This window comes from Paenibacillus violae, assembly GCF_032461945.1.
Lineage (GTDB): Bacteria > Bacillota > Bacilli > Paenibacillales > NBRC-103111 > Paenibacillus_E > Paenibacillus_E violae.
On record NZ_JAWCUD010000003.1, the window covers coordinates 381,305 to 407,044 of the forward strand.

The 25,740-nt window shown below is 45.2% G+C and carries 21 protein-coding genes and 1 pseudogene; 4 read left to right on the forward strand and 18 right to left on the reverse strand.

What is annotated here, in order from left to right; translation table 11 throughout:
* Positions 1 to 86 precede the first annotated feature (86 nt).
* The 8 genes from RQP52_RS12940 to RQP52_RS12975 all read right to left on the reverse strand — a co-directional run bounded on the left by RQP52_RS12940 (position 87) and on the right by RQP52_RS12975 (position 10,209).
* The gene (locus RQP52_RS12940; RefSeq protein ID WP_315951953.1) at positions 87 to 1,670 is read right to left on the reverse strand and encodes a response regulator; all 1,584 of its coding nucleotides are present in this window, start codon (positions 1,668 to 1,670) and stop codon (positions 87 to 89) included.
* Positions 1,671 to 1,697: 27 nt separating this feature from the next.
* Complete coding sequence (locus RQP52_RS12945) at positions 1,698 to 3,524, reverse strand: sensor histidine kinase (protein ID WP_315951954.1); 1,827 nt, start codon at positions 3,522 to 3,524, stop codon at positions 1,698 to 1,700.
* Between the two features lie 206 nt (positions 3,525 to 3,730).
* On the reverse strand, positions 3,731 to 4,492 hold the full coding sequence (locus RQP52_RS12950; RefSeq protein ID WP_315951955.1) for a GTP cyclohydrolase II: 762 nt from the start codon (positions 4,490 to 4,492) through the stop codon (positions 3,731 to 3,733).
* A 253-nt stretch (positions 4,493 to 4,745) separates the two neighbouring features.
* Positions 4,746 to 6,377, reverse strand: coding sequence for an extracellular solute-binding protein (locus RQP52_RS12955; RefSeq protein WP_315951956.1), 1,632 nt, complete (start codon positions 6,375 to 6,377; stop codon positions 4,746 to 4,748).
* A gap of 77 nt (positions 6,378 to 6,454) precedes the next feature.
* Entirely contained in the window at positions 6,455 to 7,315 is an 861-nt protein-coding gene (locus RQP52_RS12960) for a carbohydrate ABC transporter permease (protein WP_315951957.1), read from the reverse strand.
* 13 nt (positions 7,316 to 7,328) lie between these two features.
* Positions 7,329 to 8,288: an ABC transporter permease gene (locus RQP52_RS12965; RefSeq protein WP_379174193.1), complete on the reverse strand. Its 960-nt coding sequence runs from the start codon at positions 8,286 to 8,288 to the stop codon at positions 7,329 to 7,331.
* A gap of 55 nt (positions 8,289 to 8,343) precedes the next feature.
* Positions 8,344 to 9,504 carry a Gfo/Idh/MocA family protein gene (locus RQP52_RS12970; RefSeq protein ID WP_315951959.1) on the reverse strand — a complete coding sequence of 387 codons (1,161 nt, stop codon included), beginning with the start codon at positions 9,502 to 9,504 and terminating at the stop codon, positions 8,344 to 8,346.
* An 18-nt stretch (positions 9,505 to 9,522) separates the two neighbouring features.
* Positions 9,523 to 10,209, reverse strand: coding sequence for a GntR family transcriptional regulator (locus RQP52_RS12975; protein WP_315951960.1), 687 nt, complete (start codon positions 10,207 to 10,209; stop codon positions 9,523 to 9,525).
* Between the two features lie 357 nt (positions 10,210 to 10,566).
* Here RQP52_RS12975 and RQP52_RS12980 point away from each other — a divergent pair, with 357 nt between their 5' ends.
* Positions 10,567 to 11,499, forward strand: coding sequence for an AraC family transcriptional regulator (locus tag RQP52_RS12980; protein ID WP_315951962.1), 933 nt, complete (start codon positions 10,567 to 10,569; stop codon positions 11,497 to 11,499).
* 167 nt (positions 11,500 to 11,666) lie between these two features.
* Here RQP52_RS12980 and RQP52_RS12985 read toward each other — a convergent pair whose 3' ends face one another.
* The 4 genes from RQP52_RS12985 to RQP52_RS13000 form a co-directional block, all read right to left on the reverse strand.
* Positions 11,667 to 12,494, reverse strand: a complete 828-nt coding sequence (locus RQP52_RS12985) for a polysaccharide deacetylase family protein (RefSeq protein ID WP_315951963.1) — start codon at positions 12,492 to 12,494, stop codon at positions 11,667 to 11,669.
* Between the two features lie 170 nt (positions 12,495 to 12,664).
* Positions 12,665 to 13,789 carry a hypothetical protein gene (locus RQP52_RS12990; protein ID WP_315951964.1) on the reverse strand — a complete coding sequence of 375 codons (1,125 nt, stop codon included), beginning with the start codon at positions 13,787 to 13,789 and terminating at the stop codon, positions 12,665 to 12,667.
* Positions 13,790 to 13,978: 189 nt separating this feature from the next.
* Entirely contained in the window at positions 13,979 to 15,211 is a 1,233-nt protein-coding gene (locus tag RQP52_RS12995) for an oligogalacturonate lyase family protein (RefSeq protein WP_315951966.1), read from the reverse strand.
* 15 nt (positions 15,212 to 15,226) lie between these two features.
* Positions 15,227 to 16,612 (reverse strand): family 4 glycosyl hydrolase, encoded by a 1,386-nt coding sequence (locus tag RQP52_RS13000; RefSeq protein ID WP_315951967.1) that lies wholly within the window; start codon positions 16,610 to 16,612, stop codon positions 15,227 to 15,229.
* Between the two features lie 163 nt (positions 16,613 to 16,775).
* Between RQP52_RS13000 and RQP52_RS13005 the strand changes: the two genes are divergently transcribed.
* The 3 genes from RQP52_RS13005 (at position 16,776) to RQP52_RS13015 (ending at position 19,584) form a co-directional block, all read left to right on the forward strand.
* A complete protein-coding gene (locus RQP52_RS13005) occupies positions 16,776 to 17,636 on the forward strand; it encodes a helix-turn-helix transcriptional regulator (protein ID WP_315951968.1) in 861 nt (286 codons plus the stop codon).
* 149 nt (positions 17,637 to 17,785) lie between these two features.
* Complete coding sequence (locus RQP52_RS13010) at positions 17,786 to 18,910, forward strand: ABC transporter permease (RefSeq protein WP_315951970.1); 1,125 nt, start codon at positions 17,786 to 17,788, stop codon at positions 18,908 to 18,910.
* The gene (locus RQP52_RS13015) at positions 18,907 to 19,584 is read left to right on the forward strand and encodes an ABC transporter ATP-binding protein (RefSeq protein ID WP_315951971.1); all 678 of its coding nucleotides are present in this window, start codon (positions 18,907 to 18,909) and stop codon (positions 19,582 to 19,584) included. Before RQP52_RS13010 ends, RQP52_RS13015 begins: the two co-directional genes overlap by 4 nt.
* Before the next feature lie 94 nt (positions 19,585 to 19,678).
* Here RQP52_RS13015 and RQP52_RS13020 read toward each other — a convergent pair whose 3' ends face one another.
* From RQP52_RS13020 to RQP52_RS13045, 6 genes and pseudogenes are all read right to left on the reverse strand, one after another.
* Entirely contained in the window at positions 19,679 to 20,620 is a 942-nt protein-coding gene (locus RQP52_RS13020; RefSeq protein ID WP_315951973.1) for an SPFH domain-containing protein, read from the reverse strand.
* Between the two features lies 1 nt (position 20,621).
* Complete coding sequence (locus RQP52_RS13025; RefSeq protein ID WP_315951974.1) at positions 20,622 to 21,047, reverse strand: NfeD family protein; 426 nt, start codon at positions 21,045 to 21,047, stop codon at positions 20,622 to 20,624.
* Positions 21,048 to 21,219: 172 nt separating this feature from the next.
* A pseudogene (locus tag RQP52_RS13030) lies at positions 21,220 to 22,793 on the reverse strand (glycoside hydrolase family 43 protein).
* A gap of 19 nt (positions 22,794 to 22,812) precedes the next feature.
* A complete protein-coding gene (locus tag RQP52_RS13035) occupies positions 22,813 to 23,967 on the reverse strand; it encodes a glycoside hydrolase family protein (RefSeq protein ID WP_315951976.1) in 1,155 nt (384 codons plus the stop codon).
* Between the two features lie 33 nt (positions 23,968 to 24,000).
* Positions 24,001 to 24,831: a carbohydrate ABC transporter permease gene (locus tag RQP52_RS13040; protein ID WP_315951977.1), complete on the reverse strand. Its 831-nt coding sequence runs from the start codon at positions 24,829 to 24,831 to the stop codon at positions 24,001 to 24,003.
* Between the two features lies 1 nt (position 24,832).
* Positions 24,833 to 25,735, reverse strand: coding sequence for a carbohydrate ABC transporter permease (locus RQP52_RS13045; RefSeq protein WP_315951978.1), 903 nt, complete (start codon positions 25,733 to 25,735; stop codon positions 24,833 to 24,835).
* Between the last annotated feature and the right edge of the window lie 5 nt (positions 25,736 to 25,740).

Below are 25,740 nucleotides of genomic sequence, written 5' to 3' on the forward strand. Positions count from 1 at the left end.
ATCCCTCAATTGGGCAAATCCAAGTAAAAACAAGGTCATTTCTTAGAATATTGAAAAACCACTCCTAATCGGAGTGGTGAAATACGTTACAGAGATGGTGTATTTTTTCTATACTCCCTGGGTTTGCATCCAGCTAATTTTTCAAATAACCTGGCAAAGTGCTGCGTATCCGAGTATCCGACCATTTGGCAAATCTCATATACTTTCAGATCGGTGTTCTGCAAGAGTTCCTTTGCTTTGTTAATTCGGATCTGCGTCAAAAAATTCACATAAGTCTCCCCTGTCTTTTGCTTGAAAAACTGACTTAAGTAATAGGGGCTGATGAAAAAGCGGGCTGCCAGATCCGCAATTTTAATCGGTTCATTATAATGTTTTGTCACATATTCCTTGATTTCTGTAATAATATCTTTCTTCTTTGGAATATTATGTTCCAATTTAAACGAAATAATTCCGCGAATCACTTTCACTGCCCATTCCTCAAGGTGTTCTAACGTCCGAAACCGGGAAATACCATCTAGTGACAGAATATGCCGGCCTAGGAAGTCGTTCTGCTGCAGCTGATGAAAGGACATATTTCGAACGCTGGATAAAAGGATGTTTAAACACTGCGACTGTAGATCGGCCGGTCTCATACTCTTTTCGGCTTCCATCCTGCGAAAAATTTCTCGGATGATGTCTACACACCCCGCTTCGTCCATGTTGTCGAGTCCGGTTTCCAACTTGGCTATCAGTTCTGTAGGAACAGTGTGGCTTGGTCCTGTTAGATTCGTAATCTCTGGAAACGGAATCACAGCGTTGGTTCCCTTTATGACCTTGTAACTTAATGCATAACACGCTTCTTCGAAAGATTGACTGACTCCGACAACACGTTTCTGTATCGTACCAATGCCGATCGTCATGGACAACTTCAGATCTTGATAAACTTCCTGCTTGAGAAGAACACAGGCCCGGACTACATCTTCATTTTTTATCAATTTGTCATTGGCCAGGATGACAGCCACTTGGGCTCCCGTATAGCGAAAGCGGAAAACCCCACGATACTGTTTAAAGGCACGGTCGATGTGATCAAAAACAGGATGGAGTCCGAACTCCTTACTACCATCGACATTGCTATCAAATTCAAGAAGAACACTTCCGAAAAAGGCGCCTTCCATTGGAATCTGGGCAACCTGAAGAAGTTTTTCTACGAGTTCCAAATTGTCGTTGCCTAGATCTAGAACATCCCTCCAGGCTTTCTCCTGCTTACGACTATGAACCTCTTGCCTCAATTCGTTTACTTCTTGAACTTTTGCTTTGTCCGCCCGGATCGCTTCCATAACCTGATACACGCATTCACGAAGCTGATCTATTTCCACCGGTTTGTTGATGTAGAAGCGTACACCTAGCTGCATACCGCGCCGAGCATATTCAAAATCTGTATATCCGCTTAAAAGAATACATGGTATCGGGCTGCCTTCGTCCTTTAGCATTTTAATCATCTCGAGACCGTCTGCTTGAGGCATCCGTATATCGGTAATAACAAAATCCGGCTGCATGGTTTGAATTAGCTTGAAGCCTTCCAAGCCATTGTGAGCTGTACCAATAACCTCACATTCCGGTATATAGCGATTAACCATTCGCTTGAGACCTTCTACAATGCCTTTCTCATCGTCCACCAAGATTACCTTCATACGAAATAACCTCCCATTAACACATAATCAACCCACATGGTTCGGCATATAGATTTCAACGATTGTTCCACGCTCAATCTCAGAACGAATCGTCAAATAATACTGATCTCCATAATGGAGTTTAATGCGTTCTGCAATATTTTTAAGACCTAATCCACTGCGCTCCGATTTGACGTCCTCTTCAAGTTTGTACTTGTCCAGCCCCGCATCCTCCAACCCGGCAAGCAGTTCCTGCTGCTTCTCGATTGACATACCGCCTCCATCGTCAATGATCCGAATGACGATCTCCCCTTCTTCGGTCCAGGCGCCTTCAATCTCAATATGCATAGGCTGAATATAGTCCAGGAATCCATGATTAATACTATTCTCAACGATAGGTTGAAAGACAAGAGGGATAATCGTGCATTGCAGCATCTCATCAGGAATCCTGATTGTCAGACTGAACATATTATCAAATCTGATGTTTTGAAGTTGCAGATAATTCGCTGTATACTCCAATTCGTTCTTCACCGAGTGATGTTGACCTCCCTTGCCTAAGACAAGCCGAAACATACGAGCCAAGATCATGATCATCTCAGCGCTTTCATCATCATCTTTGGCCATTACCTTCATGCGAATGGATTCCAACGTATTGTAGAGCATATGGGGGTTAATTTGATTTTGGAGCGCCATGAATTTCGCTTGACGCTGCTTGATTTCCGCGATATACACCTCTTCAATCAAGGTTCGGATCGTTAAAATCATTTTATTGTAACTATAGACAAGACTTCCAATTTCATCGTTCGCCTGCTCTTTCTCTATGGGCAAATATTGTCCCGTTTCCGCCTGCTTCATACTTCTGCGAAGTGCTTTAATAGGCCTTGTGATCGTATAGCTTAATCCATAAGAGATAAGAGTAATAATCAAGCAGCTTAGTAGAATGACAATGACAGTTATTCCTTTGATCCGGTTAATTTTCTGCAGCAGTTTTGAACGCGGTATCTCCGTTTTGATGGACAAATCCCCTTTTGAGGTGCTTCCTGATAAAAGAATCAGATTTTCGTCTCCGGTATCCTTGATCGCATTCGTTTCAGATTCGGAAACCTGATCCCAAGACAAACGCCCGCTAGCCGCATCGGAGTGGTAAACAATTTCTCCTTGTCGATTGCTAATGATGACACTCATGCCGTATTTATCACGGGCCAAGACAAAATCATGATCAAGCTGCAGCAAAGTGAAGGGGTCCAGGTCGATAAGGAGCATGCCCGCATAGGCCCCATTGGAGCTGAACAGCACCCTCCCTACGGTCACAACTGCTCCAGCACCTTTGTCCTCGTAGTAGGAACGATCGTGTAACCCTGTGATAAAAAATGGATCATCCGTATTCAGATACTTTTTATTCCACTCTTTGGCTTGGGCAAGTAATGCGTTCTCATTCACTCTGCTAGTTGTCGTCGTATATTGATACACGTTGTTATCGCGACTTACCAGCATCAAAGTGCTGATTTCCGATTTCAGCCATGTAACTCGCGTCAGTAAGCGTTGAACAGCTACCTTTTGATTGATCAACTCTTCCATGGACAAGCTTTGTTCTTCGGCCAAATTGTAAATCAAACCGTTGTCGACAAGAACCGATTTGGTCACTTTATCGTATTCGTCGATAAACTGATTTAAAGTGGTTCTGATCTGTGACGTATACAATGAGGCAAACTCTTGGGATGAATCCTCAAGTCCCTTTGCCGATTGAGTAAATATGATAACGCTTACACCAATGAGAGGGATAACGCAAGCGAATAAATATCCGAACATGAGTTTGTTTTGAAATTTCATATTTCTGATCATGACAATGATTCTTCGTGTCCAACGGCTGCTCATCAAGACGAACCCATCCTTTTGTAGACTTCTTATCGACTATTGTACATGCTTTTGTTTCCGTTTACACGAAAATATACCTAAATGGTTGATTGAAGTAAAGGGGGATTTCAAAGTCTTTACAGGGGCATTTCATGGATAAACCATTCGGCCGAGTCTCACACCCGTCCAAATGGTCTTTTCTCATTTGTCTCAGCAAATATTCGAAGTTAATCATTGTTACAACAGTCTTCACCTTCGTTCAAGTGTCCCGATCGCTCGATTTTCGTTTTCAAATACTTTTCATTATGTTCAGAGACATCTCCCCAAAGTTGAACACGATCCTCTACATTCAGACCCGCCTTTTTAAGCGCATCCAATTTCCTTGGATTATTAGTAATCAAGGTGACAGGCTTTGTTCGAAGCGTCTGCAAAACCTTGATTGCATCACTGTAATCACGGGAATCATCCACGAAACCAAGCTGAAGATTGGCATCCACGGTATCAAATCCATTTTCTTGAAGAATATAAGCAAGAGCCTTACTAAAGAGCCCGATGCCTCTTCCTTCATGGTTTGCTAGATAAAATAACGCTCCACTTCCATGCTCGGCAATATGTTTCATCGACTGCTTGAGCTGATATCCGCAATCACATCGCTTGCTGCCAAAAATATCTCCGGTATGACAGATAGAGTGAAAACGGATCAAGGCATGATCGGCATTTGAAAAATCCCCATGAACAAGTACACTCGATTGTTGAAGCTCGGCTAAATTAGCAGCAGATAATTTGGCAACTATACGCTCAAAATCTTCCGTCACCTCATTGCAATTCAGCCAGCAATACCATTTAAACTCAACGGTTTCCCCCTGCAAGTTAACAGGTAGTTTTATGGGGCCAACAAGATAGATAGCTCCTTTGTTTGTTTTAATCCGTTTTATCTTCTCTTGTAAAAGCGAAATCACTTTAGGGTCAAAGTTCTTTACAGTTGGCATGGATACGTCTCCTTTATATTCCGACTCGATGGTGTCGAACCACTTATACGCTGCGGATAAAATGCAAGAATCTTAGTTGCCCTATATTTTCCATTTTCGATCTAAATTATTCGGATATCGCACTGGACAGAAGCAACTCAAAAACTCTCAACTTCTGCTAAGAAATAGCAATCAGTACGTACAACGTGATAAAGCCGAACTTGGGAAAATCCCTTGTTCGGCTTTTATCACGTCTAGATTATCATTTCACTTCTTATTTACCATTCTGAGCCTTGTAGTTCTTTATAAACTCATCTTCAACTGCCTTCCCGCCCTGATCCATGTACTGTTGAACCAATGATTTGTACAAGCCTTCGACTTCAGCCGGTTTAGCAACAATTAGTTTTGCAAGCATTTGTGCTGAAAGATTCTTAAGCGCTGCGTTGTTTTTGGCATCGGCTGCATTCGGTATTGAATAGAAGTAGCCGGCATAATAGTCCACCATACTTACTTTCAAAGCATTTTCTGCATCCTTTTCATAACCGGGATATCCTGTAGAAATGGCTGCATCATTCTTTTTCTGATCACCAAGTTCAATCCCATTGGATAGGATGTCATAGTCCAGGTTGTTAGCAACCGTCATCATCTTATCTCCGGAATTTGTCGTTCCTGTCTGTTTCGGAACGCCATTCACCATGTTGTAGTCCACGCCTTCCTGACCGTTCTGAAGGAAGAGGGTTACCTTGGGATCACTCATCCAGTTGAGGTATTGTATGGCAAGGTCAACATTTTTACTTGTTTTCGGTATGATGATATACATCCCATTCGGGCTGTACCCGTTCTTAGGATGTTTGCCCGCATCATTCTGCCATGGATCGATTGGAACCAGCTGAGCACCAGGAACATTTTTAACAAGGTTAGTATAGGTGCCGGGAGCTGTTCGGTACGGACCATCCCAGTTCGTTTGGAATGCTCCCACTTTTCCGTTGGAAATATCTGCGTCCAGCAGTTTACCATCTTTGTCAGTTGCAAAGTTCGGGCTAATCAAACCTGCATTATACATCTTGTTGACATACCCAACCGCTTTATCAAATCCTGGCATGCTCCAGTTGGCCAACCAGATCGATTGCGGCTGAAGGGTAGCAAACTGTTCTACCGTAAGATTGGATGGTTTAAAGGCTTCTGGTATGAAACTTAATCCGGGATTTAAAGGCTGCAGGGAATAGCCATACGGAATGACACCGCTTACATTACCGGGATTCTTCTCTTTGAATGCAACCATAGTGTCATAGAATTGTTCCGGTGTAGTAGGAACAGGAAGCCCCAATTTATCCAACCAGTCTTTACGGATAAAAGTGTTTGAACTTGCAAGAACCGTCCTCTTGCCCGGTACAGAATACTGCTTGCCATTAAATTTCCCATACTTTAATACATCATCGCCCAGATACTTGGTAAGCGTAGGTCCATACTGCTTGAGAACGGAATCAAGCTCTGCCAAGCCACCTTGCTGTACATAATTATAAACAACACCCTGGTTGTACGTGAAGGTAATGTCAGGTGCCTGGCCAGATGCCATCAATACGTTCAATTTGTCTACTTCCTGAGCTCTAGGAACGGAAACAAATTTCACTGTGGCATTAAACTGCTTGCCGAAATTATCGTTGATATACTTCGTCCAGAAGTTATCATTCAAATCCGGCTGTCCGGGTTTACCTCTATCGAAAACTTCGACAGTTAATGTTCGATGCTCTTTTGTAGCACCTGCTGCAGCAGTTTGTGTACCAGCGCTTGCTGTAGCAGTGGCGCTTGTGCCGGTTGGCGAACTATTCGTGCAAGCGGACAATGTAGATGCAATTAGTAGGGCGGCCAAAGAAAAACCGATAGATCTTCCTGTTTTTACCTTCAAAAAACCCAACTCCCTTTTTAAATTAATCGTATATAAACTCGCGAAATAGATGAAAGATTCCATTTCACAAACCCATATCAGCCTTTAACGGCACCAATCATAATACCGGATACAAAGTATTTCTGAAGCCACGGATACACGAGAAGAATCGGAACTGTACCAAATATAATACTTGCCGCTTTCAATGCTTCGGAAGGCAGATTTACAATGAGATTCTCGCCGGACATTTGCTGCGAAAGATTAATAACGTTATACAGTTTAAGCTGTATCGTATAGAATTTCTGGTCTGTAATGTAGAAAAGAGCATCCTGAAAATAGTTCCACCGGAATACGGCATACAATAGGCTGACTGTGGCAAGTGCCGGCTTGGAAAGAGGCAGCACGATCTTAATCAAAATCTGAAGCTCGTTGCATCCGTCCAGGTGCGCAGCTTCCTCCAGACTTTCGGGCAAGCTCTGAAAGAACGATTTTAATATGATCATATAGTAAACGCTCATCATGCCCGGGAGAATCAGTGCCAATGGCGTGTCCAGAAGGCTCAGACTTTTTACATTGAGATAGTCCGGTATCAACCCGCCACTAAAATACATGGTGAACACCATCAATAACAATAAAGCACTTCTGCCCTTGAGTCTTTTTTTGGTCAACGGATACGCTGCCAATATGGTAACGGTTAATGAAAAGAGAACAAATACACCTGTCAGAATCACTGTAAAGAACAGTGAGTACAACATACCTGCATCCCCAAATACCACTTTATAGGCATCTATATTAAAGTCTATGGGATAGATGGTAACAGCCTGAGATATAATCGCCTTGTTAGAGCTAAGTGATTGGGAAAGAATATAAAGAAAAGGAACCAGACATATAAAGACCGCAATTAAAATAACAGATGCTGCTGTATAGTCAATCATTCTATTCTTAAACGTATGTGACATTGTCAATGCCTCCTCACCATATTCCGTTTTCTCCTAATTTACGGGAAATAAAATTAGAAGTTACCAAGAATATTAAGCAAATAACAGACTGGAACAAGCCTACAGCTGCACCAATTGAAAAGTTCGCGGATTGAATCCCTACACGATAAACATAGGTACTGATAACGTCACCATAATCCATAACAAGGTTGTTTTGAATGTTGAATGGACGATCGAAGTTAATAGCCATGATATTACCGAGCTGCAGGATCAGAAGGATCGCAATGGTTGGTCTGATACCTGGCAGCGTAATATGCCATATCTTTCTTAATCTTCCTGCTCCGTCTGCATCTGCAGCTTCATACAACTGTTTGTCAATTCCCGTCATAGCAGCAAGATACAAAATTGTCCCCCATCCTGCATTCTGCCATACTCCGATTAAAGAATAAGTTGCCACCCATACATATTTGTTCGTGAGAAATGGTAGCGACTGCCCACCCATATGGCCAATTAAGGAGTTCAACATCCCTGTGGGAGATAGCAGCTGAGTAACAATGCCGCCAATAATAACCCAGGAAAGGAAATGCGGCAGATACAATATGGTCTGGCTTACCTTTTTGAACTTATTCCATACCAGTTCATTTAATAAAATGGCCAAAATAATCGGCGCTGGAAATCCCAATATTAAATCCAAAAAGTTCAGCATCAACGTATTTCTAACAACCTGAAAAAATTGCGGTGATGCAAAGATTTGCTTGAATGTTTCAAAATTATTCCATGGACTCTTGCTGACGCCCTGAAAAATGTTGTAATCCTTAAAAGCAATCTGTATGCCATACATGGGTGCATATTTAAATATCACGATATATGCAATAGGGACTAGCAACATAAGGTAAAGCATATAATCAAGTCTTATATAATACGATAAGCCTTTCTTTTTTTGCTGCGGTATGACAACGCTCTCCTTCTTATCCAGAGCAACACTACTGTTCATTGCCTGCATAAACGACTACCTCCATTTCACTGGTTTCACCACTTGCTCAGAGCAGTTACTTCTTGTAATCGCTGCCGAGAGTAATGTCGTTCTTCGAGAAGGAAACAACCGATGAGGTCTTCTCGTAAAAATGCGGCGCATTCGCGAGCAAGCTGTCTCTTGAATAGAATAAGCTGTCCTTCGTTAAAGGCAGGCTTACACTCTTGCCTGTAGTAGCCGCTTCATAGATGGCGGTAATCAATTCGAGCGTTTTGCGTCCTTCCCGGCCGTCAATGAGTACCTCCAGTGATTCGCTTTCGATTGCCTTCATCACATCGTCAATTTGTCCAGCGTGCCCGGTATACGGGAGATCCTCCATGCTGTTGTACGTGTTCTCAAGCTCCTCCTCCAGCACAGTGTTCCGAATCGGAAATCCGTTTTCCTTGGAGGTGGAGGCATGAACCTTCCAAGGTGCGGAAATTCTCGCCTTTTCCCCTTGGAATATAAGCTGTTGTTCTTCTCCGTGATGCACGACAGAGCTTGTTATTTGCGCCAGGCTTCCGTTACCGTAAGAAAGAATGGCTATAGAGATATCCTCAACTTCCGCATTATCATGCGAAGTATTACTCATCACGGCTTGAATTTTGTCTGGCATCCCCATCATCCACTGCAGCATGTCAATATGATGAACGGCGTGGTTCAGCGTACAGCCGCCGCCTTCCTTTTCCCAAGTGCCTCTCCACCACAAATCGTAATAGCAGTGCCCTCTCCACCAGTGGGAATCAACCTGCGCATGTACGATTTTGCCTGCCATTCCAGTGTCGAGCGTGCGCTTCAACCGCATGATAGGATCCCTGAACCGGTTTTGCCCGATTACGGACAAAATACGCTTCGACTCTGAAGCCGCTTCCAACATGCGGTCGCATTCTTCCAAGGAAGAAGACATCGGCTTCTCTACCAATACATGCTTTCCAGCTCTCAAAAAGTCGATAGCGATTTGAGCATGCGTATACGGCGGAGTGCAAATCGAAACCAGATCGATGTCGCTGTCCAACAGTTCACGATAGTCTTGTTCGACCCTGCAATCGAGCTGAAATTTCTCTTTACTCCGGACTGCCTTTTCCTGGTAAATGTCACATAACGCAACGACCTCGCATCTTCCTTTGAACGAGTTTGCATACGCTTCCAAATGCGCATTTGCGATACCGCCGGTACCGATAACAGCTACTTTCACCATGTCTTTCGCTCCTTTGATTTATTTGAAAAATTTGGTGTGCTTCTGCTTCAAATTTTCTTTTTCAATCATGAGCAGCTCCAAATGATCTCTGATCATTTTTTCCGCTTGGTCGGGATCCTTCTCCTTGATGGCACGAACAATGCCATGATGCTGGGCCAGTATAATTTTCCAATCGGAATCGGAAGCAAGCCGTAAAATCCGAATGCGGTTGTCATGCGTTGCCATTTGTTGAATGAGTCCCCACGTACGGCCACGACCGCAGCCAATCATAATCGATTTGTGAAACTCTTCGTCGAGCTCAAACAGACGCCCATAATTTTGTTCAGATTCGCATAGTTCTTGCATCGAGATGAGATTTTGCAGGTGAAGCACCTGTTCCTTGTCAAGCAGCTCACATGCTTCTCTAACAACGGCGGATTCCAAGGTTTTTCTGACAAACCTGGATTCTTCCGCATGCTGCAAATCGATAAGCGATATGATGGAGCCCTTCTGAGGAGTCGTTTCGATTAATTCTTCCTGAGTGAGCTTCACCAATGCTTCACGAATCGGCGTTCTGCTCACTTGGAGCATTTCGACCAGTTCTTTCTCCGAGATAAACCGCCCCGGTTCGAGTCGCAGCTCCATGATGTTTTTCTTCAAGGTTTCGTAAACGAAATCCCGGATTAGTCCTCTTTTGTCTCTTGAAATGTCAATTTGAATACTCATAAGATTCCTCCAGCCCGACGAATCGCCATTCATCTTTGAAGCACTCAAAAAAAGCGCTTACAAAAATATAAGATGACTAGTTACCCTAGTATACCAGCTTGATTACAGTGAGCCGGATCGCTTTAATGAATCGGCCACCCTCTGATTTGTTCATCCAGCCAGCATACGCTGACGACGCCTTGCAATTGCATTGTTTGCTATGTTTGACCTGTGATAATACTAACATACCACTACTATATTGGAGTTGACGATGCACTAATCGCTTAGAACATTTACCCATTTCTTGCATTCCCTCCCGATTGAAAGCGCTGTATAAATGGTGTAGAATAGATCGAAAAGCAAGGGGGGACGTATACAATGTCTGAATTGATCGCTGATATGGTTGAAATTGGCAGGCTTCCCGACGTTCGAATGTCTTTTCACTTGATGGGGCTGCATGTTCGCGATGTGGGTCCCAGTTGGACCTATCCATCCCATGAACATCCTATGTACGAGCTTCATTGGATGATCGAAGGGGACATGAAGATGATCGTGGAGGGTCAGATTTACGATCAGAAAAAGGGAGATCTACTTTTCATACGTCCGGGGATTATTCATTCATGCAAGTCTGCAGGCTCTCATGGCTTCACTTATTTTTGCATTCATTTCAGCGTAGCAGATCCCGCTTTCTCCAAAGAGCTGGAGCGTCGTCAAGCCGCCTGCTACGAAGCATCTACTCCCCTTGTCAAAGAATTGGCCCCCTTCCTAACAGAGTTATGTAATTTTGCTACTGAAAACAAAAGTCGATCGCTCTCTGCTGCAAAAAGTATGAAGATGTACGCATCCGTATTTGAGCTTTTGGGAACGTTGGTGGAACAACTGTCCCAAACCGACAACATCGTGCTTACGAAAAAGGAATTACTGGCCAGCCGCATCGCCGAAAATATCGAAGCTTCGATCCGAAGCAGCCTGCTTCATGGCCAAGTGGAAGACAACGAAAGAAAATTCGTCCAAGATATAGCCGAATCCCTGAAGCTGAGTCCATCCCAGGTGAATCGCGTATTTCAACAGGTTTACGGGAAAGCTCCCCGCAAATATATGTCGGAAATTTTGTTAAGCGAGGCACAACGCCTGTTGCTTCAGACTGACCTGTCCATCGATCATATCGCCATGATACTCGGGTATAAAACAAGCGCCCACTTCAGCCGCCAATTCAAGCGTTGGATCGGGATTGCGCCATCCGTCTATAGAAGCGCTGTCGAAACGGCTGAAAGTCCCCCGCTGGTATCTCCACCTCCTCAGAAATCTTAAAACCAACGACCATAAAAAAGCCACAATGATTGCTGCCAGCAATGAGATCCTATTCCTGTCATCGAACCGATATAATTGGATATTTTTAGCATAATTAGAAACATCACACTCTAAGCAAAAGGCTGTTAGTCTGCAAAATATCGCAGTCTAACAGCCTTGAAATAAAGTTAATTTGCAGAAATTAGTTCTGGAACCGTCACTAAGGTATAACCCTTTTGCCTCAAATAGGAGATAATCTGAGGAAGCGCCTCTACCGTGTTACCGAGTTTCCCATGCTTCCCACCTGCAAAGTGCTGGAGAATTATTGCGCCAGGTCCGACCTCTTTTCGTACATTGCTTAGAATTTGCGAAACACTTTTCCCATCCCAGTCTAACGTATCAACTGACCAACCGATAACTTGATGACCAGATTGCATAGATACATTTAGGACCTGCGGAGAAACAGCACCATAGGGTGCTCGGAATAGGGTAGGGACTACACCTGTAATTTGCTTTATCATATCATCCGTTGAGCCAATTTCACTCTGAATCTTATCGGCAGTCGCTTCGGAAAGATTAACATGATCCCATGAGTGGTTACCGATCGCATGACCTTCATCTACAAGCCTTTTCATCATTTTCGGATGTTCTTTCGCATGTTCTCCGACTACGAAGAAAGTCGCTTTAACCTGCTCCTTCTTCAAGATATCCAAGATGAGCGGGGTATATTTTTCATCAGGACCGTCATCAAAAGTTAAAGCGACTTTAAGACCGTCTTTTTTTACATTATTGATTACTGCAGCACTTTCACTTTTTTTGTCACTATTAGAATCATCTATTTTCTTTATCACTTTTTGTTGGGGTTCTATGTTTATTGGCGTGATGACTTGTGGATCAGGTAAAGAAACTAGACTTTCAGGTTGCACTGAATTGCTGCACCCCGTCATTCCTAATATGCCAAATAGAAATACTGCTGTTCGGATAACTTTCATTTTTGTACCACTTCTTTCTGCCACTCTAATTGCTAAACCAAGACAACTTATTAAATATACTATAAAAGCTTATATTTATGTACTATATTTCTCATTTTAGACATTATAACGGTATACCGAAATTAATGTATAAAAAAATGACCCCATCGAGTCAGATGACTTCTCGATAGGGTACAATTTAGTTAGTATTAAACCTAGTAACCACCAGCAAAACGGTCGGTGACTTGCTTATCGGAGGGCGCCTGCCCCACTTCCCGTTCCATAAACCTCGTTCTTTTCTCCTGAGTGACGGCTGCTGCCAACTGCGCTTGATCCTGATCCCCTTGATGCACATCATGAATGATCCATTTTTGTCCGAACCCTGCATGAACGACCTCATCTGCCCAATCGAAATCCTGAAACGTCGTCATTAACGGATCCTGAACTTTATCGCGACAAAACTCCCACTCTTCCCTCTTCCCCGGAGGATATTTCATGGCCGCCTTTTCTATGGCAATCGTAAGGTGGGTATAAGCTTCGTCAATACTATCAAATTCGTTGACGCACATTTCGTAGAATCCAGTCCAATTCGGAATGGCATAAACATCCCTTCCTTTCGCCCGTAACGCCGCTTCCCCGAACCAGGAATGACGGGCCTCATCCCACAGATGTCGAGCGACATCGTAATGAAATGCCCATGGCTTGCTTTCCGCACTGAAAAAGATGTAAGCGAGCGCCTCGGTTGCCGTCATTTCATAAAACCGGTGCAGCATCATGGCCTCAAGCCGTCCGGTGTCGTTGTCCTCGAACGTCACTCCGTCGAACTTGCGCCGGTTTGTTCTAAAGCGGCTGTCCCGGATCGAAGCATTCGGCAGCTCAAACGAAATGGTTGGTTCGGGTATTACGGCATCATGCTCCGGCCGTGGCTCCGTACCACTGATGCCCCCCGCTCGCTGCAGCAAATTCTCGAGAAACGACTTCCACTTTTCGGCATCCCGGCGTTCCTCTTCCGAGGCGGATTGAAGCAACTCCATGACGGTTGATTGGCCCCAGTCGATTTGCATCTGCCGGTCAAGCTGCTGATGCCGGAGCATCATGATTGTCGGCTCGTCGACGATGGGCTGCGCTCGCTGCATATAATCGTCGATGGCCGCCAGCTGAGCCGGCTTCACCACTCCAAACAACGCAACTAATAAGGTTAATGTGTTTGCAGAATCGAGCACTTGATTCGTCAGCCGCTCTAGCGCGATGTCGGGACACTTGTCGAAAGCTGCCGTGCTCAGTCGCAGTTGCCTGCAGCGATTGCGGCACTGCTCATGGAAGGAAGCATCTTGCCACACCAGCCGGGCTAATGCCCCTTTGAGCTCATATTCCGGCCGGGCGATCAGATGGCCGGCTTCGATTCTTGCCAGCCGCCTATCGATGTAAGCGAGCCGGTGCAGCCGGTTGGCAGATTCGGCTACAGACATTCCAATTTTGTCCCACTGTTCTATCCCCATAAAAGGATGCATGGTAACCCTCCCTTTGATTTATACATTTTCGTGCAAATCAACTATATAGATGTTGCCTTGGGTCCGTTCATTATGAGCATCCGAGGTAAATAGAACGTACTGGTCGTTATGGCTGAAAATCGGATGCGGATGCACGTCCTGCACAGAGAAACTACTGTTATGGAGACAGAGAAGTGTCATGTCCAGCTTGGCGCGCAGCCAATCTATCCGGCACAGATGAATGCTGTGAGCATCAATAATGCCGTCGGTCACAAGCAGCGAGTCGTCCGTGCTTGTCGTGAAATGTCCATAAGCCGACATGTCAGGTAAAAAGCTCACTTCCGTGTACTCCCCTTCCCGTGAATCCATATAACCAACAAAACTGACAATCGGCTCTTGCTCTTTCACCACTTCTTTCATTGCCGGATCGTTAGGAATGCCACGGGTTCCGTGATAAATTACCGCATGATCTTTATTCGCCCACATTTCATGGCAAATCCACAAAGACTGTCCCCCGTTCGATTGATCCCTCACCTTCGATATCTTCCCGTGATCATACAGCCAAATGCGCTGATCGACCATGCCGCCTTCATGGTTGAACAGGATGATTCGCGGATCACTCGGGTGAAACTGCACGTGGGTCACCCAGCCTTGATGTGAAAAGTCGTAGAGTGTCTCCCCTGAGATCGTATCGATAACAACGACTTGTGAGCTTATGCTGTCCCGCTTCACCTTCTCACGAATCAAGCTGAACGGATTGCCTTCTCCAACCTCGAACGCTGCAGAATCGATATAAGGGATACAAGCGTATCGTCCATCACCGGACAAATGCGTAAATCCGGTCATCACGTTTTCCGGGAGTCGATAGATGACCCTCTCCTCCAACCCGTTTACATCGAGCAATCGCACCTCGTTGCCTTGAATATATAGCAGAAGGCCATCTGCAGGAGCAAAGCTAGGGCTTGCTTTTGCAAAACCGCGGTACGGATTTCCGTCGTAGTACACGTAACTTTTCATTAAGCCATCACAATTGTCTGTAAGCTGAACAGCCGTACCGTCTTCCAGCGACAACTTGAACAAATTCGGATTGCCGCTGCCCGGGTCGCTGATATATAGCATTTGCCGGTTATCAACGGTGAAGCTGCTGCTCGTAAAATACAAATGATGATGATTTCCAGGCAGCGAAGTGAGCTGAGTCACAGTCCGTCCTGTTAGCGCATCCTTGCGTTTCTGTAATTGATGTTTGAAGATGGTACCTTTGAACGTATTCACTGCTTGCTCTCCCCTCTAGTTAAAAAAACGCGGCAGCCAACTCCGATTCGCCCGAAGCAAGCTGTCAGCCAGCTCCCCGAGCTCGGAGAAATCAGCAAGCCCGCTAAGCGGATCCAGGCTTAACGCTTCGATCAACGTCTCCCGGCTGCCCTCCAACGCCGCCTTCAACGTAAGCTCATGCACATCGGCGTGAAGCCTGCACAGACTGCCGACCGGACCGGGCAGATCACCTGAGGCCCACGGGTGAATCCCGCTCGATCCGACCGTCGCGAGTGTCTCCACGATCACGTCCTTAGGCATGTTTCCGATTTGCCCTTCGTTCGGGACGTTGACGATCGCGGGCGTCTCGCCGCCAGTCACAATAGCCTTTATGATTTCCGTCATTTCTTCGCCGGATCGCTGCCAGGAAACCTCCTTCACGCCGCTTGCCAGCTGCCGGATCGTGTCCAGCTGATGAACCTTCGTCAAGCGCCTAGCGTCTACCGTCGTTTTAAGCACGCCGTATTTCATGCCGTACCCGTTTCTCACATTGCACAGACTTGGATAGAACTCGATCAGATGGCGGTCTCCAGCCAGCGGCAAGTACCCGAAATGACGGCATAATGCCAGCTTCGCTGCGCTTTTGTTGTGAAACGAATCATGCTTTCCTGCGGCTCCTTCGTCCTCGATATCCCAATGTTCCTGGGCATACGCTCGGATTCGAGGCCGTACATCCTGGCCATTAAGCTCTGCCTTCGTCAGCCATATGAAATGGTTGACCCCTGCAACCTCATAATGAAATCCTTGCTCTGGGAGCCAGCGATACAAGTAATCAGTCACGTTCATGCCCTCAGGCTTGGGCAAGCCAAGCATCGGGCCGAAATATTTCGGAGCCGCGTGCAGCTCATGGCACATGCCGACGACCTTAACACTTTTGGCCGCTTTGTTCATGGCCCGGGTGACGACACTCATGGGATTCGTCACATTGAACAACCAGGCGCCCGGACATATTTCCTCCATTTCCTGCACAAGCTCGTAGGCAACCGGTGCCGTACGCAGCGAAGCAGAAATGCCGCATGGTCCAACCGTCATCGATACCGGCTGACGGATACCGTATTGGATGGGCAGCTCCAAATCATTCCAGAACGCATCCATCGCTCCTGGACTGAACGTCGTCAGTACGAAGTCGGCTCCTTGCAGCGCTTCCTTCCGATCATCCATAATGCGAACCCGGTATTCCTTGTTACGAAGCCGATTAAATGTGTGCAGCATAGCGGCTACTGCCTCAACATGCTCCCGGTTCGGGTCGACCAGTCTGATTTCACCACCTTGAATCTCGTCCAACAAATATACATCCCGCATGAGCCCTGCCATCCAGTTGACGCTCCCGCCACCGATTATCGTCAAGTTCATAGAATCCATCTCTTTCGCCTCCAGAGAGTAAGAGCTTGATATTTACGAATTAAAGCGTACCATCTGAGTGGCGAAAGCGTCTTCAATTATCTTGTTTTTCTCTCCATTCATTCACCTATCTTGCTATAATATATTTATAGTTGCTTTAGTTCCTGAAGGAGGGAGCCTGCAGTTGGACCAGACGACCATGTCTAATTACGATGTTCCTTACGACCGAACCCCGCCTTTCTCCATAAGCTATACGCACGATAGGGAAATCGGGAAAAAACCAGTCATTCACCATTATCATAATGCCTTCGAGCTTGATTTCTTTGTCAAGGCGGACCTTGAAATCTTCGTGCGGGACAACAATTACACGATCCGGGACGGCGACTTCTTTTTCATTAACGAATACGAGATCCATCGAATCCACTACCAGCCGAACCGTCCCTATGCAAGATATGTGATTAATTTCAGCAAAGAGTTTATTCAAGGGATGCTTCGGGAAGCCGGACTGGAGCCCACCTTGGAGTGGTTAATTCATCAAGGTCCTCGTAAGGTGGAGACGAAGCCGGAGCAGCGGAGCGCACTGACGTCTCTATTCAAAACGATGGTGTCCGCGCATGGATTGAACGATTGCGATCCGCTAGCCGGGGCCAAAATAAAGCTGAATTTACTCCAGCTGCTAATCCGATTTAAGGAACTGGCAGACCAGCAGCAGCCGTCTCCTGCCTTTAATCCACACATCAGGGGATTGATCCTCTATATCGATAAAAATTACGCCAAACCGATCTCCCTGGAGCAGCTTCAAGCAAAATTTGGACTGAGTAAATATTACATAAGCCATTTGTTTAAAGAGACGACCCATTTTACTTTATTTGAATATGTGTTAAACCGAAGAATATTAGAAGCCAAAAAACTATTGGAGCAAACGGAACTTTCCATTATAGAGGTTGCCCTAGGTTCTGGGTTCAATAATCTGCAGCATTTCTATCGGATTTTTCAGCGCCATGTAGAACAAACACCTCTGCAATATCGCAGAGGTGTGAGATGAAGTTATGTAAAGCTAAATGCCAACTCCTTAAGTTATGGAGCAATTGCTAGAGAAAAGACATTCATGGAATTCTCAGCTGTAACATGCTGTTCATTCGCCGTTCATTTTCACTTCCTATACTCAGGTTATTACAAAGGAGGGAAGCAAAAATGTATCTGGCTATTCGAGAAATGAGGTTTGCCAAGGCTCGGTATTCGTTAATTGCTACAATTATGGTGCTTGTTTCATTTCTTGTTCTGTTTGTCACTGGTCTTGCACAGGGGCTTGCGTACGATAACGCGGCTTCCGTTAAGAATATGGCAGCAACTCATTTTGTCTTGGAACAGGATTCTAATCATCGCTTTACCAGGTCTCAGGTGGATCAGAACCAGCTAGAAAAAGCTAGCTTAATAGTAGGAAAAGAGAATGTGGAACCACTTGGTGTCAAAATGACTACGGTTATTCGATCCGAGGGTACAGAGAAGATTGACGTTACACTGCTCGCAGTTACTAACAATGGCTGGCTGGCTCCAGCAATAACAGAAGGTTCCCCCCTCTCGGATCAGGCAAAAGGACATGTTCTTGTGGATCAAAAGCTGGCTGATTCTGGCGTGAAAATAGGCACAATCCTTGTAGATCAAGCCTCGGGAACACAATGGACCGTGAATGGCTTTGTGAAGAACGAGTCATTCAGCCATACACCGGCTGTTTTTCTAAATCAACAGGACTGGCTTAATCTCCAGTCGCAGACACCTGCTCGTCAAGGAACTAAGCTAGCAGAGAGTCAAGTTTACAATGCGCTTGCGATTAAAGACTCAAGTGAGAGAGTTAAGGATCTTCAGGCGGCGCTCCCCAATACAGAGGTAATATCGAAGGCTGAGGCAGTCTCAGCGATTCCTGGTTACAAAGAAGAACAAGGCTCTCTTCTGATGATGATTGGATTCTTGTTTATTATTTCCGCTTTTGTACTGGCCGTATTCTTCTATGTCATTACGATTCAAAAAACCAGTCAATTTGGTATTTTGAAAGCTATTGGTACACGTACTGCCTATCTAGCCAGAAGTGTGACGATGCAGGTCTTGATTTTATCGGTTGGTAGTTTGGTCATTAGCGTCCTGCTGGTACAATTGTTTGAGGCTATATTGCCAAGTTCTATGCCATTTCAATTAGGTTTCACTACCTTGGCACTTACTTGCTTGTCCTTTGTAGCAATGTCTCTGGCTGGATCGCTATTTTCGGTGTGGAAAGTCGCCAAAATTGACGCTTTGGATGCGATTGGGAGGACGGCAGCATGAGAAACAGACTTGAATTACAGGCGATTACACGGACTTTTGAGGATGGCGGTATCGAAAGAACGATTTTGGATAAGCTAAATCTTGAAGTGGCTGAAGGTGAACTGGTCGCGGTAATGGGACCTTCCGGCTCGGGCAAAAGTACATTCCTGTCCATAGCAGGAGCACTTCTTGAACCGACAAGTGGGGATGTTCTACTTGATGGGGAATCGATCACCGGCAAAGGCAAACAAGAACTTTCTGAAATGCGACTCCGAAGAATCGGATTTATTTTTCAAAGCGCCAATTTAATTCCATACTTGAAAGTGGAAGAACAGCTGATGGTCGTAGCCAAACTTGCCGGAATGGACAAGGAGAAGGCAGCCAAACGAGCCAAAGAACTGCTCGATAAGATGGGGTTACCTCATCGTCGAACGGCCTATCCTGAGAAGCTTTCTGGGGGGGAACGTCAGCGGGTCGCTATCGCAAGAGCCCTAATGAATGACCCGGCTGTCCTGTTCGCTGATGAACCAACAGCAAGCTTAGATGCGTCACGAGGGCACGATGTAGTAAGCATGATCGCGAAGCAAGTAAAGGATCAGGGAAAAAGCGCGGTTATGGTAACGCATGATGACCGAGTGTTGTCGCTTTGTGATCGAGTTCTTTTTCTAGATAATGGTAAATTGATCCATAAATAAGGTAAGCCTCCAAACCCATCTTAAACGTGGTTTGGAGGCTTTTCTGTAATACCTTACTTTCAACTCTGGAATCCCGTACTAAGACTGAGCTGTATTATTTATCGCTATTTTTATCTAAGTTGAATACTTTTGCAATCGTTCCAACTGAGCCTAATGTACTAACAATATCCGTTGGGATGAAGATTGTTGAGGCTTCTCCTCTAGCCATCTCGGAAAGTGCCTCAAAAGACTTATAAGTAAGAATCTCCGAATTTAGACCGGCTTCATTTAGTGCTTCAATTCGTGAACGCTCTGCATTCGCAACAAGCTTAATAGCTTCTGCACGTCCTAAAGCTTCTAATTCCTGTGACTTTTGCTTGGCTTCAGCGTCAAGAATTTGTCGTCGTTTCTCCGCTTCCGCTGCAAGGATAACAGCAGACTGCTGCGCTTCTGCACGAAGAACCGTAGCTTGTTTCTCCCCTTCTGCCTGTAAAATATTCGCCCGTTTTTCTCGTTCAGCTCTCATTTGTTTCTCCATGGAAGTTTGTATATCGATTGGAATCTCTAATTGTAAAATTTCCACTCGATCGATTCTCACTCCCCAGTTTTCAGAAGCATTATCCAGCGCTTGACGCAGTTCAGCCTGAATGCGGTCGCGATTCGAAAGAATTTCATCAAGTTCCATTTTACCAATCGTGGAGCGTAAAGCTGAAGCTACAATATTATGAATGCCTTGCACATAATTAGCGATGCCATATGTAGCTAATTTAGGATCAACCACGGAGAAGAATGTTGCGAGCTCGACACCAATGGCCACGTTATCTTTTGTAATAACGGACTGCGAGGGAACTTTCTCTTGCTGAATTCTTAAATCATGCCGACTACGAACATTATCAATAATTGGGATTATGATGTTAATACCTGCATGCAGTGTTTTATAAAACTTCCCTACTCTTTCAACAATCGCTACGGTCTGTTGAGGAACAATCCTAATTCCTTTAATGATAACAATAACAATGAGAATAATGAGAAATAGAAATACGATAACCCCTACCATATTACACCTGCCCCTTTTTTACATAAAGTTTCGTGACTTTAACATCTATGACAATCGCTTCTTCACCTGCTTGAATCAACTCATCTGCGAATGCGCTCCACAGATCGGAGTTCACTTTAACCAAACCACCTTCACCAGGCCTAATATCACTTATTACGAATGCCTTTTGGCCTATTAATTGATTGGGGGATGGCAGTATTTCATTGGATGAAGGGATTAGCTTGCGAACGATTGGTAACAGAAAAACATAAATCAAGAAAGCACACACTGTAAACACACCTAGTTGTATCAGAAAAGAAAGGTGGAATAATGCGGTGATCATTGAAATAAAAGCACTGGCTGCTAGAACTAACATAAAAAAAGTACCGGTAAAAAGTTCGAATATCACAAACAACACAGCCAAAATAAGCCACAGTAACCAAAGCAATTTATTTCCGCACCTCGCTTTCAGCATCAATTCCTTGTTAAGTTTTATGTGATATCAGGCTTGACTATGTCATTAAAAACAACAAAGGTGGTAGTTACTTAGGAACGAGAAATGCAAAAAACCAGCAAACTCAAGGTTTACTGGCTTCTTTATAAACTTTTAGCTGCAAAACCTAGGCATCAAGCTCCATGTAATCAAAGAAATCGAAGTCCGCATGCAGGCGGGTTCCTCGCAAATCCTGTGCGCAAAGACCAACGAAAGCGCCGGTAAAGGATAATTTGCTTTGGTAGCTGTCGGCAAGATTACCGGAGTACAACGTCGGACCAATTGGCTGCCACGACTGACCGTCTAAACAATAAAAGAATTGAATTTTATCGAAAGTCATTGCGGCTTTGAGATATACCTGCCCTTCAGGAATCGGCACATACGTGTCTAATTCATCATACTGCCCCTGATCGCTAACGATAATCGCCAGATGCTTGCCGACTTGGTCATCGTGGGAGATGCGCAGATAGTAATGATCGGACTCATCATAATAAAACACAAGGCCCGCCATTTGTGTAAAAGCTTGCGGCTCATACGCCACGCATGTCACGATCTCACAAGTAAAGCTTTGAATGCGTCTTGCCACTAGGCTTTGGTGGTGCAAAGAGGTAAGCGACTCTCTCCCCTTGAGCCGCAAATAGCCAGGACGCTCGGATAAGCTTAACCATGACTCATCAGCTGGGACGCGCAGTGTGTGCCAATGCACGCTGAGCTTCCGTTCGTCAAAATCATCGCGGATCGGGTCCGGATCAAACGGATGAGGCGTCAACTCAATCTCAGGAATGTGCAGCTGCGGCTGCTTTCCGCCTGCGGCCAGCTGCAACCAGCCTTCCGGCGTCCACGTTACTTTCTGAAGGGAGGTTTCTCGTCCTAGTGGACTGAGTTTGTTGCCGTCCGGAAGAGGACGAGAACAAATAAATACCATGTACCAATCCCCTAGCTGCGTATCCACCAAGGAACCATGGCCAGCATTTTGCAGCGGATGATCCGGGGTATTTCTTGTTGTGATCATCGGGTAGTCCGGATCAACTTCATAGGGACCCACTACGGAAGTTGAACGCATAAGGGTGGCGGCGTGCATCGGACCCGTTCCCCCTTCAGCTACCAGCAAATAGTAGTAGCCGTCCTTTTTATACACCATCGGGCCTTCCGTTACACCCAAATCTGTCCCTTCGGTAATCAGCTTGATCTCTCCGATCAGCTTGCCTTCCTTTGGACAGAACTCCTGCATGATAATGCCAGCGAACCGATTTTTATTTTTGCGAAAATCCCACTGCATATTAAACAGATACTTGCGGCCATCCGTGTCGTGGAACAAGAAGTGATCGAAACCGCTGGAATTCAAATAGATCGGTTCCGACCAAGGTCCTTCAATCAAGACGCCGTCACGATATAGTTGTGCAGATCTTTATATACACCTTTTCGGCCAACCACATTCGTAAAGCAAAGATAGTAAGTACCCTTGTCGTAGCTTAAGGAAGGCGCCCAAATGCCGCCTGAGCTTGGCACTCCGCGCAAATCAAGTTGACTCACGCGATCTAGTGGACGTGTCAACGGCCTCCAGTTCATCAAGTCCTTGGAATGATGAATCAGCACGCCAGGGAACCATTCGAAGGTAGAGGTTGCGATATAATAATCATCTTCAACCCGAATGATCGATGCATCCGGGTTAAAGCCTCGCAGAATTGGATTTTGAATCATATTGTCATGCTCCTTTTCACTACCACAAATACAAATCGTTCCCTTTAAGCTTGAAAATCGCTTCCATGAAATAGTAATCGCCGTAAATAATTGCGTGATGATGATTCGCCAAATGATAGGCAGCTGAACCGAATTGAATGAGGCTATCGCTACCCGTTGACCAATCAATTCGGCTACTATCCAGCGTTTTGAGCAACTTCAACGCAGCGCCGAGGTACAGATCCTTTTCATGCTCGCCTACGACTTTCGCAATTTCAATCAGACCACACGCCGCAATGGCTGCAGCTGTATCATCTTCCAGCTTCGGTTCCTTCGGCTGTCGGAAATCAACCGGAATCACGCCAACCTCAGGAATGTTCGCGATAAAATAATTGGCAATCCGTTTCGCGGTTTGCAAATAGTCTTCCTTTTGCGTATGCATATAACTCATCATATACCCATACAAAGCCCAGGTCTGCCCTCTCGTCCAGGAAGAGCCTTCTTCATACCCTTGTCCTCCGTACGATCTGATCACACCACCTTCAAACGGATCAAATTCTACGATGTGGTTCACAGATCCATCTGCCCGAACAAACGCCGTCATCGCCGTATCGGCATGCTTCATCGCGATTTGCTTGAACCGCGGATCACCGGTTTCTTCCGAAGCCCAGTACAGCAGCGGAATATTAAACATGCAATCAATAATTGCCCATCCTCTTGTATCGGAGCCTTCTAAGTCGTTCCATGCGCGAATAAAGCCTCCTGCCAAATTAAAACGACCTGCAAGCAGGACAGCGGCATGCAGCGCTCTCTTGCGAGATTCCGGATTCTTCGTCACTTTATAATTGGCCACACTCGTCGGCAGCCACATAAATCCAACATCATGATGCAGTCCATAAAATTCCTCAAAACAACGATCTAATTCTTTTTCTGAAATTTGCGCGATTTCTTTATATTTCTCTTGGCCGGTTTCGTGATGCATAAGCCACATCATGCCGCCCCAGAAGCCATTCGTCCACCAATTAATTTCATCTGTCTCCGTACCTGTAGGATTATCCACGATACGATTATCATGTGTTCCGTTAATCGTCGTATACGGAATTTTATGCTTGGACTTTTCGCTAACCCAGTCCATTTTCGTCGAAATCCGATCAATGACTTCATTCAACCAGCTTTGATCCTGCTCTTTTAACATACGTTTTTGCCTACTTTCCCCATTGTTTAGTGATTAACCTTTCGTTGCACCTGCGGCAATCCCTTTGACAAAGTACTTCTGTAGCGCGATGAATGCGATCAGGACAGGGATAATTGAAATCGCAGTGCCTGCGAAAACCATGTCCCACTGAGAAGCAAATTCGCCGACGAAGCCGAAAATTTCGACGATCATCGTTTTGGGCTTATCCGAAGGCAGCACCAAACTAGGCATCAGGAAGTCGTTCCAAATGCCGAGACCGTTCAGCACAACCAAGCTCGCTGTACACGGCCCAAGCAGTGGAAATACGATCCTCCAGAAAATGCCGTATTTGGAACAACCGTCGATCTCAGCCGCTTCCTCAATTTCACGTGGTACCCCTTTTAGAAAACTTGTATAAAGCAGCACACCGAACCCGACGGAGCCGGAAATGTAGATGAGAATCGGTGCGCTCAATGTGCCGTAGAAACCTATCATTTTCATCTCTTTGAACAGTGGAATCATATAGACTTGAAATGGAATCATCATACCCGCAAGAAAGTAAACATAAACCATATTCGTCCATCTTTTATTCGTCCGTTCAATGGCGTACGCCGCCATGGGGATGACCGCAATCATCGCAACAATTGAGCTTACTGTTAAAATGATAGAGTTGACCATCGCTCTAGGGAAATCGGTTTTGGTCCACAGATACACGAAGCTGTCCACGTACCAGCTGGTTGGAAATGAGATTGCATCCCGCAGAATGGCTCCATTGCTTTTAAAGGCGGAAATCAAGCTGAAATAGATCGGGAAGAAGAAGATAATGGCAAGGACCAGCGTCAGGACAAAGAGGAGAATCTCCAGTATACTTTTCTGTCTTCTCATCTTATAACTGCACCTCCCTGCTGCGAAGCAGCTTAATTTGAATGAGTGATACGATAAGAATCAGAATAAAGAGAACAAGGGATAATGCAGTTCCGAATCCTTGACGTAATTCGCCAAATCCGACTTTATAAATAATGTAAGTCAGTGTTTCTGTTGCAAAACCAGGCCCTCCGTCCGTCATGACGGCGATCTGATCAAATATTTTGAGGGACGCAATCATCGATAACATCATGCACACCGTAAAGGCACCTGCCAGCAGCGGAAATGTGATGTGCCGGAATTGCTGCCAGCGGTTCGCACCGTCTATACTAGCCGCTTCCGATAGCTCTGGTGGAATACCCTGCAACCCAGCCAAATAAATAATCATATAATAGCCGGCGCCTTTCCATACCGTTGCGAAAATGATAGCAATCAATGCGTAATCCGGATTTCCAAGCCAATCAACCTTTAAGAAGGAAAGATGCAGTTTATCGAGTAATTGCGTAACGACACCAAAGTTGTAATTCAAAATAATCGTCCAGACAAATCCCATAACAATCCCGCTGAGAAGCGTTGGAAAGTAAAAAATACTGCGAAACAAGTTACGGAACCATTTCACCTGATCGACCAGCATCGCCAGCAGCAAGGCAACGGCATTTTCTATAACAACTAAGACGACCGACAATATTAATGTATTTTTCAGCGCGTTATGAACACGCTCACTGTGCCACATCTCTACGAAGTTATCGAAACCAATGAAACGAATATCAGGACTAACGCCATCCCAGGAAGTAAAGCTAAGGTAGATACTGCTCGCTGTCGGTACCATGACGAATAAGGTGTAGAGGATTAGAGCAGGAATAATAAACACGACAGAAAAGGTTAGCCATTTTCTTTTTCTCTTTACAGGCTGTATGGTGTTCATTCTCT

Excerpts from the sequence above, each read along its gene's own strand:
- RQP52_RS12965 (WP_379174193.1), bottom strand. The coding sequence starts at position 8,288 with ATGAACAGTAGTGTTGCTCTGGATAAGAAGGAGAGCGTTGTCATACCG.
- RQP52_RS13020 (WP_315951973.1), bottom strand. The coding sequence starts at position 20,620 with ATGGTAGGGGTTATCGTATTTCTATTTCTCATTATTCTCATTGTTATT.
- RQP52_RS12940 (WP_315951953.1), bottom strand. The coding sequence starts at position 1,670 with ATGAAGGTAATCTTGGTGGACGATGAGAAAGGCATTGTAGAAGGTCTC.
- RQP52_RS13015 (WP_315951971.1), top strand. The coding sequence starts at position 18,907 with ATGAGAAACAGACTTGAATTACAGGCGATTACACGGACTTTTGAGGAT.
- RQP52_RS12980 (WP_315951962.1), top strand. The coding sequence starts at position 10,567 with ATGTCTGAATTGATCGCTGATATGGTTGAAATTGGCAGGCTTCCCGAC.
- RQP52_RS12945 (WP_315951954.1), bottom strand. The coding sequence starts at position 3,524 with ATGAGCAGCCGTTGGACACGAAGAATCATTGTCATGATCAGAAATATG.
- RQP52_RS13000 (WP_315951967.1), bottom strand. The coding sequence starts at position 16,612 with ATGGATTCTATGAACTTGACGATAATCGGTGGCGGGAGCGTCAACTGG.
- RQP52_RS12950 (WP_315951955.1), bottom strand. The coding sequence starts at position 4,492 with ATGCCAACTGTAAAGAACTTTGACCCTAAAGTGATTTCGCTTTTACAA.
- RQP52_RS13040 (WP_315951977.1), bottom strand. The coding sequence starts at position 24,831 with ATGAGAAGACAGAAAAGTATACTGGAGATTCTCCTCTTTGTCCTGACG.
- RQP52_RS12960 (WP_315951957.1), bottom strand. The coding sequence starts at position 7,315 with ATGTCACATACGTTTAAGAATAGAATGATTGACTATACAGCAGCATCT.
- RQP52_RS13035 (WP_315951976.1), bottom strand. The coding sequence starts at position 23,967 with ATGTTAAAAGAGCAGGATCAAAGCTGGTTGAATGAAGTCATTGATCGG.
- RQP52_RS13010 (WP_315951970.1), top strand. The coding sequence starts at position 17,786 with ATGTATCTGGCTATTCGAGAAATGAGGTTTGCCAAGGCTCGGTATTCG.
- RQP52_RS12975 (WP_315951960.1), bottom strand. The coding sequence starts at position 10,209 with ATGAGTATTCAAATTGACATTTCAAGAGACAAAAGAGGACTAATCCGG.
- RQP52_RS12970 (WP_315951959.1), bottom strand. The coding sequence starts at position 9,504 with ATGGTGAAAGTAGCTGTTATCGGTACCGGCGGTATCGCAAATGCGCAT.
- RQP52_RS13045 (WP_315951978.1), bottom strand. The coding sequence starts at position 25,735 with ATGAACACCATACAGCCTGTAAAGAGAAAAAGAAAATGGCTAACCTTT.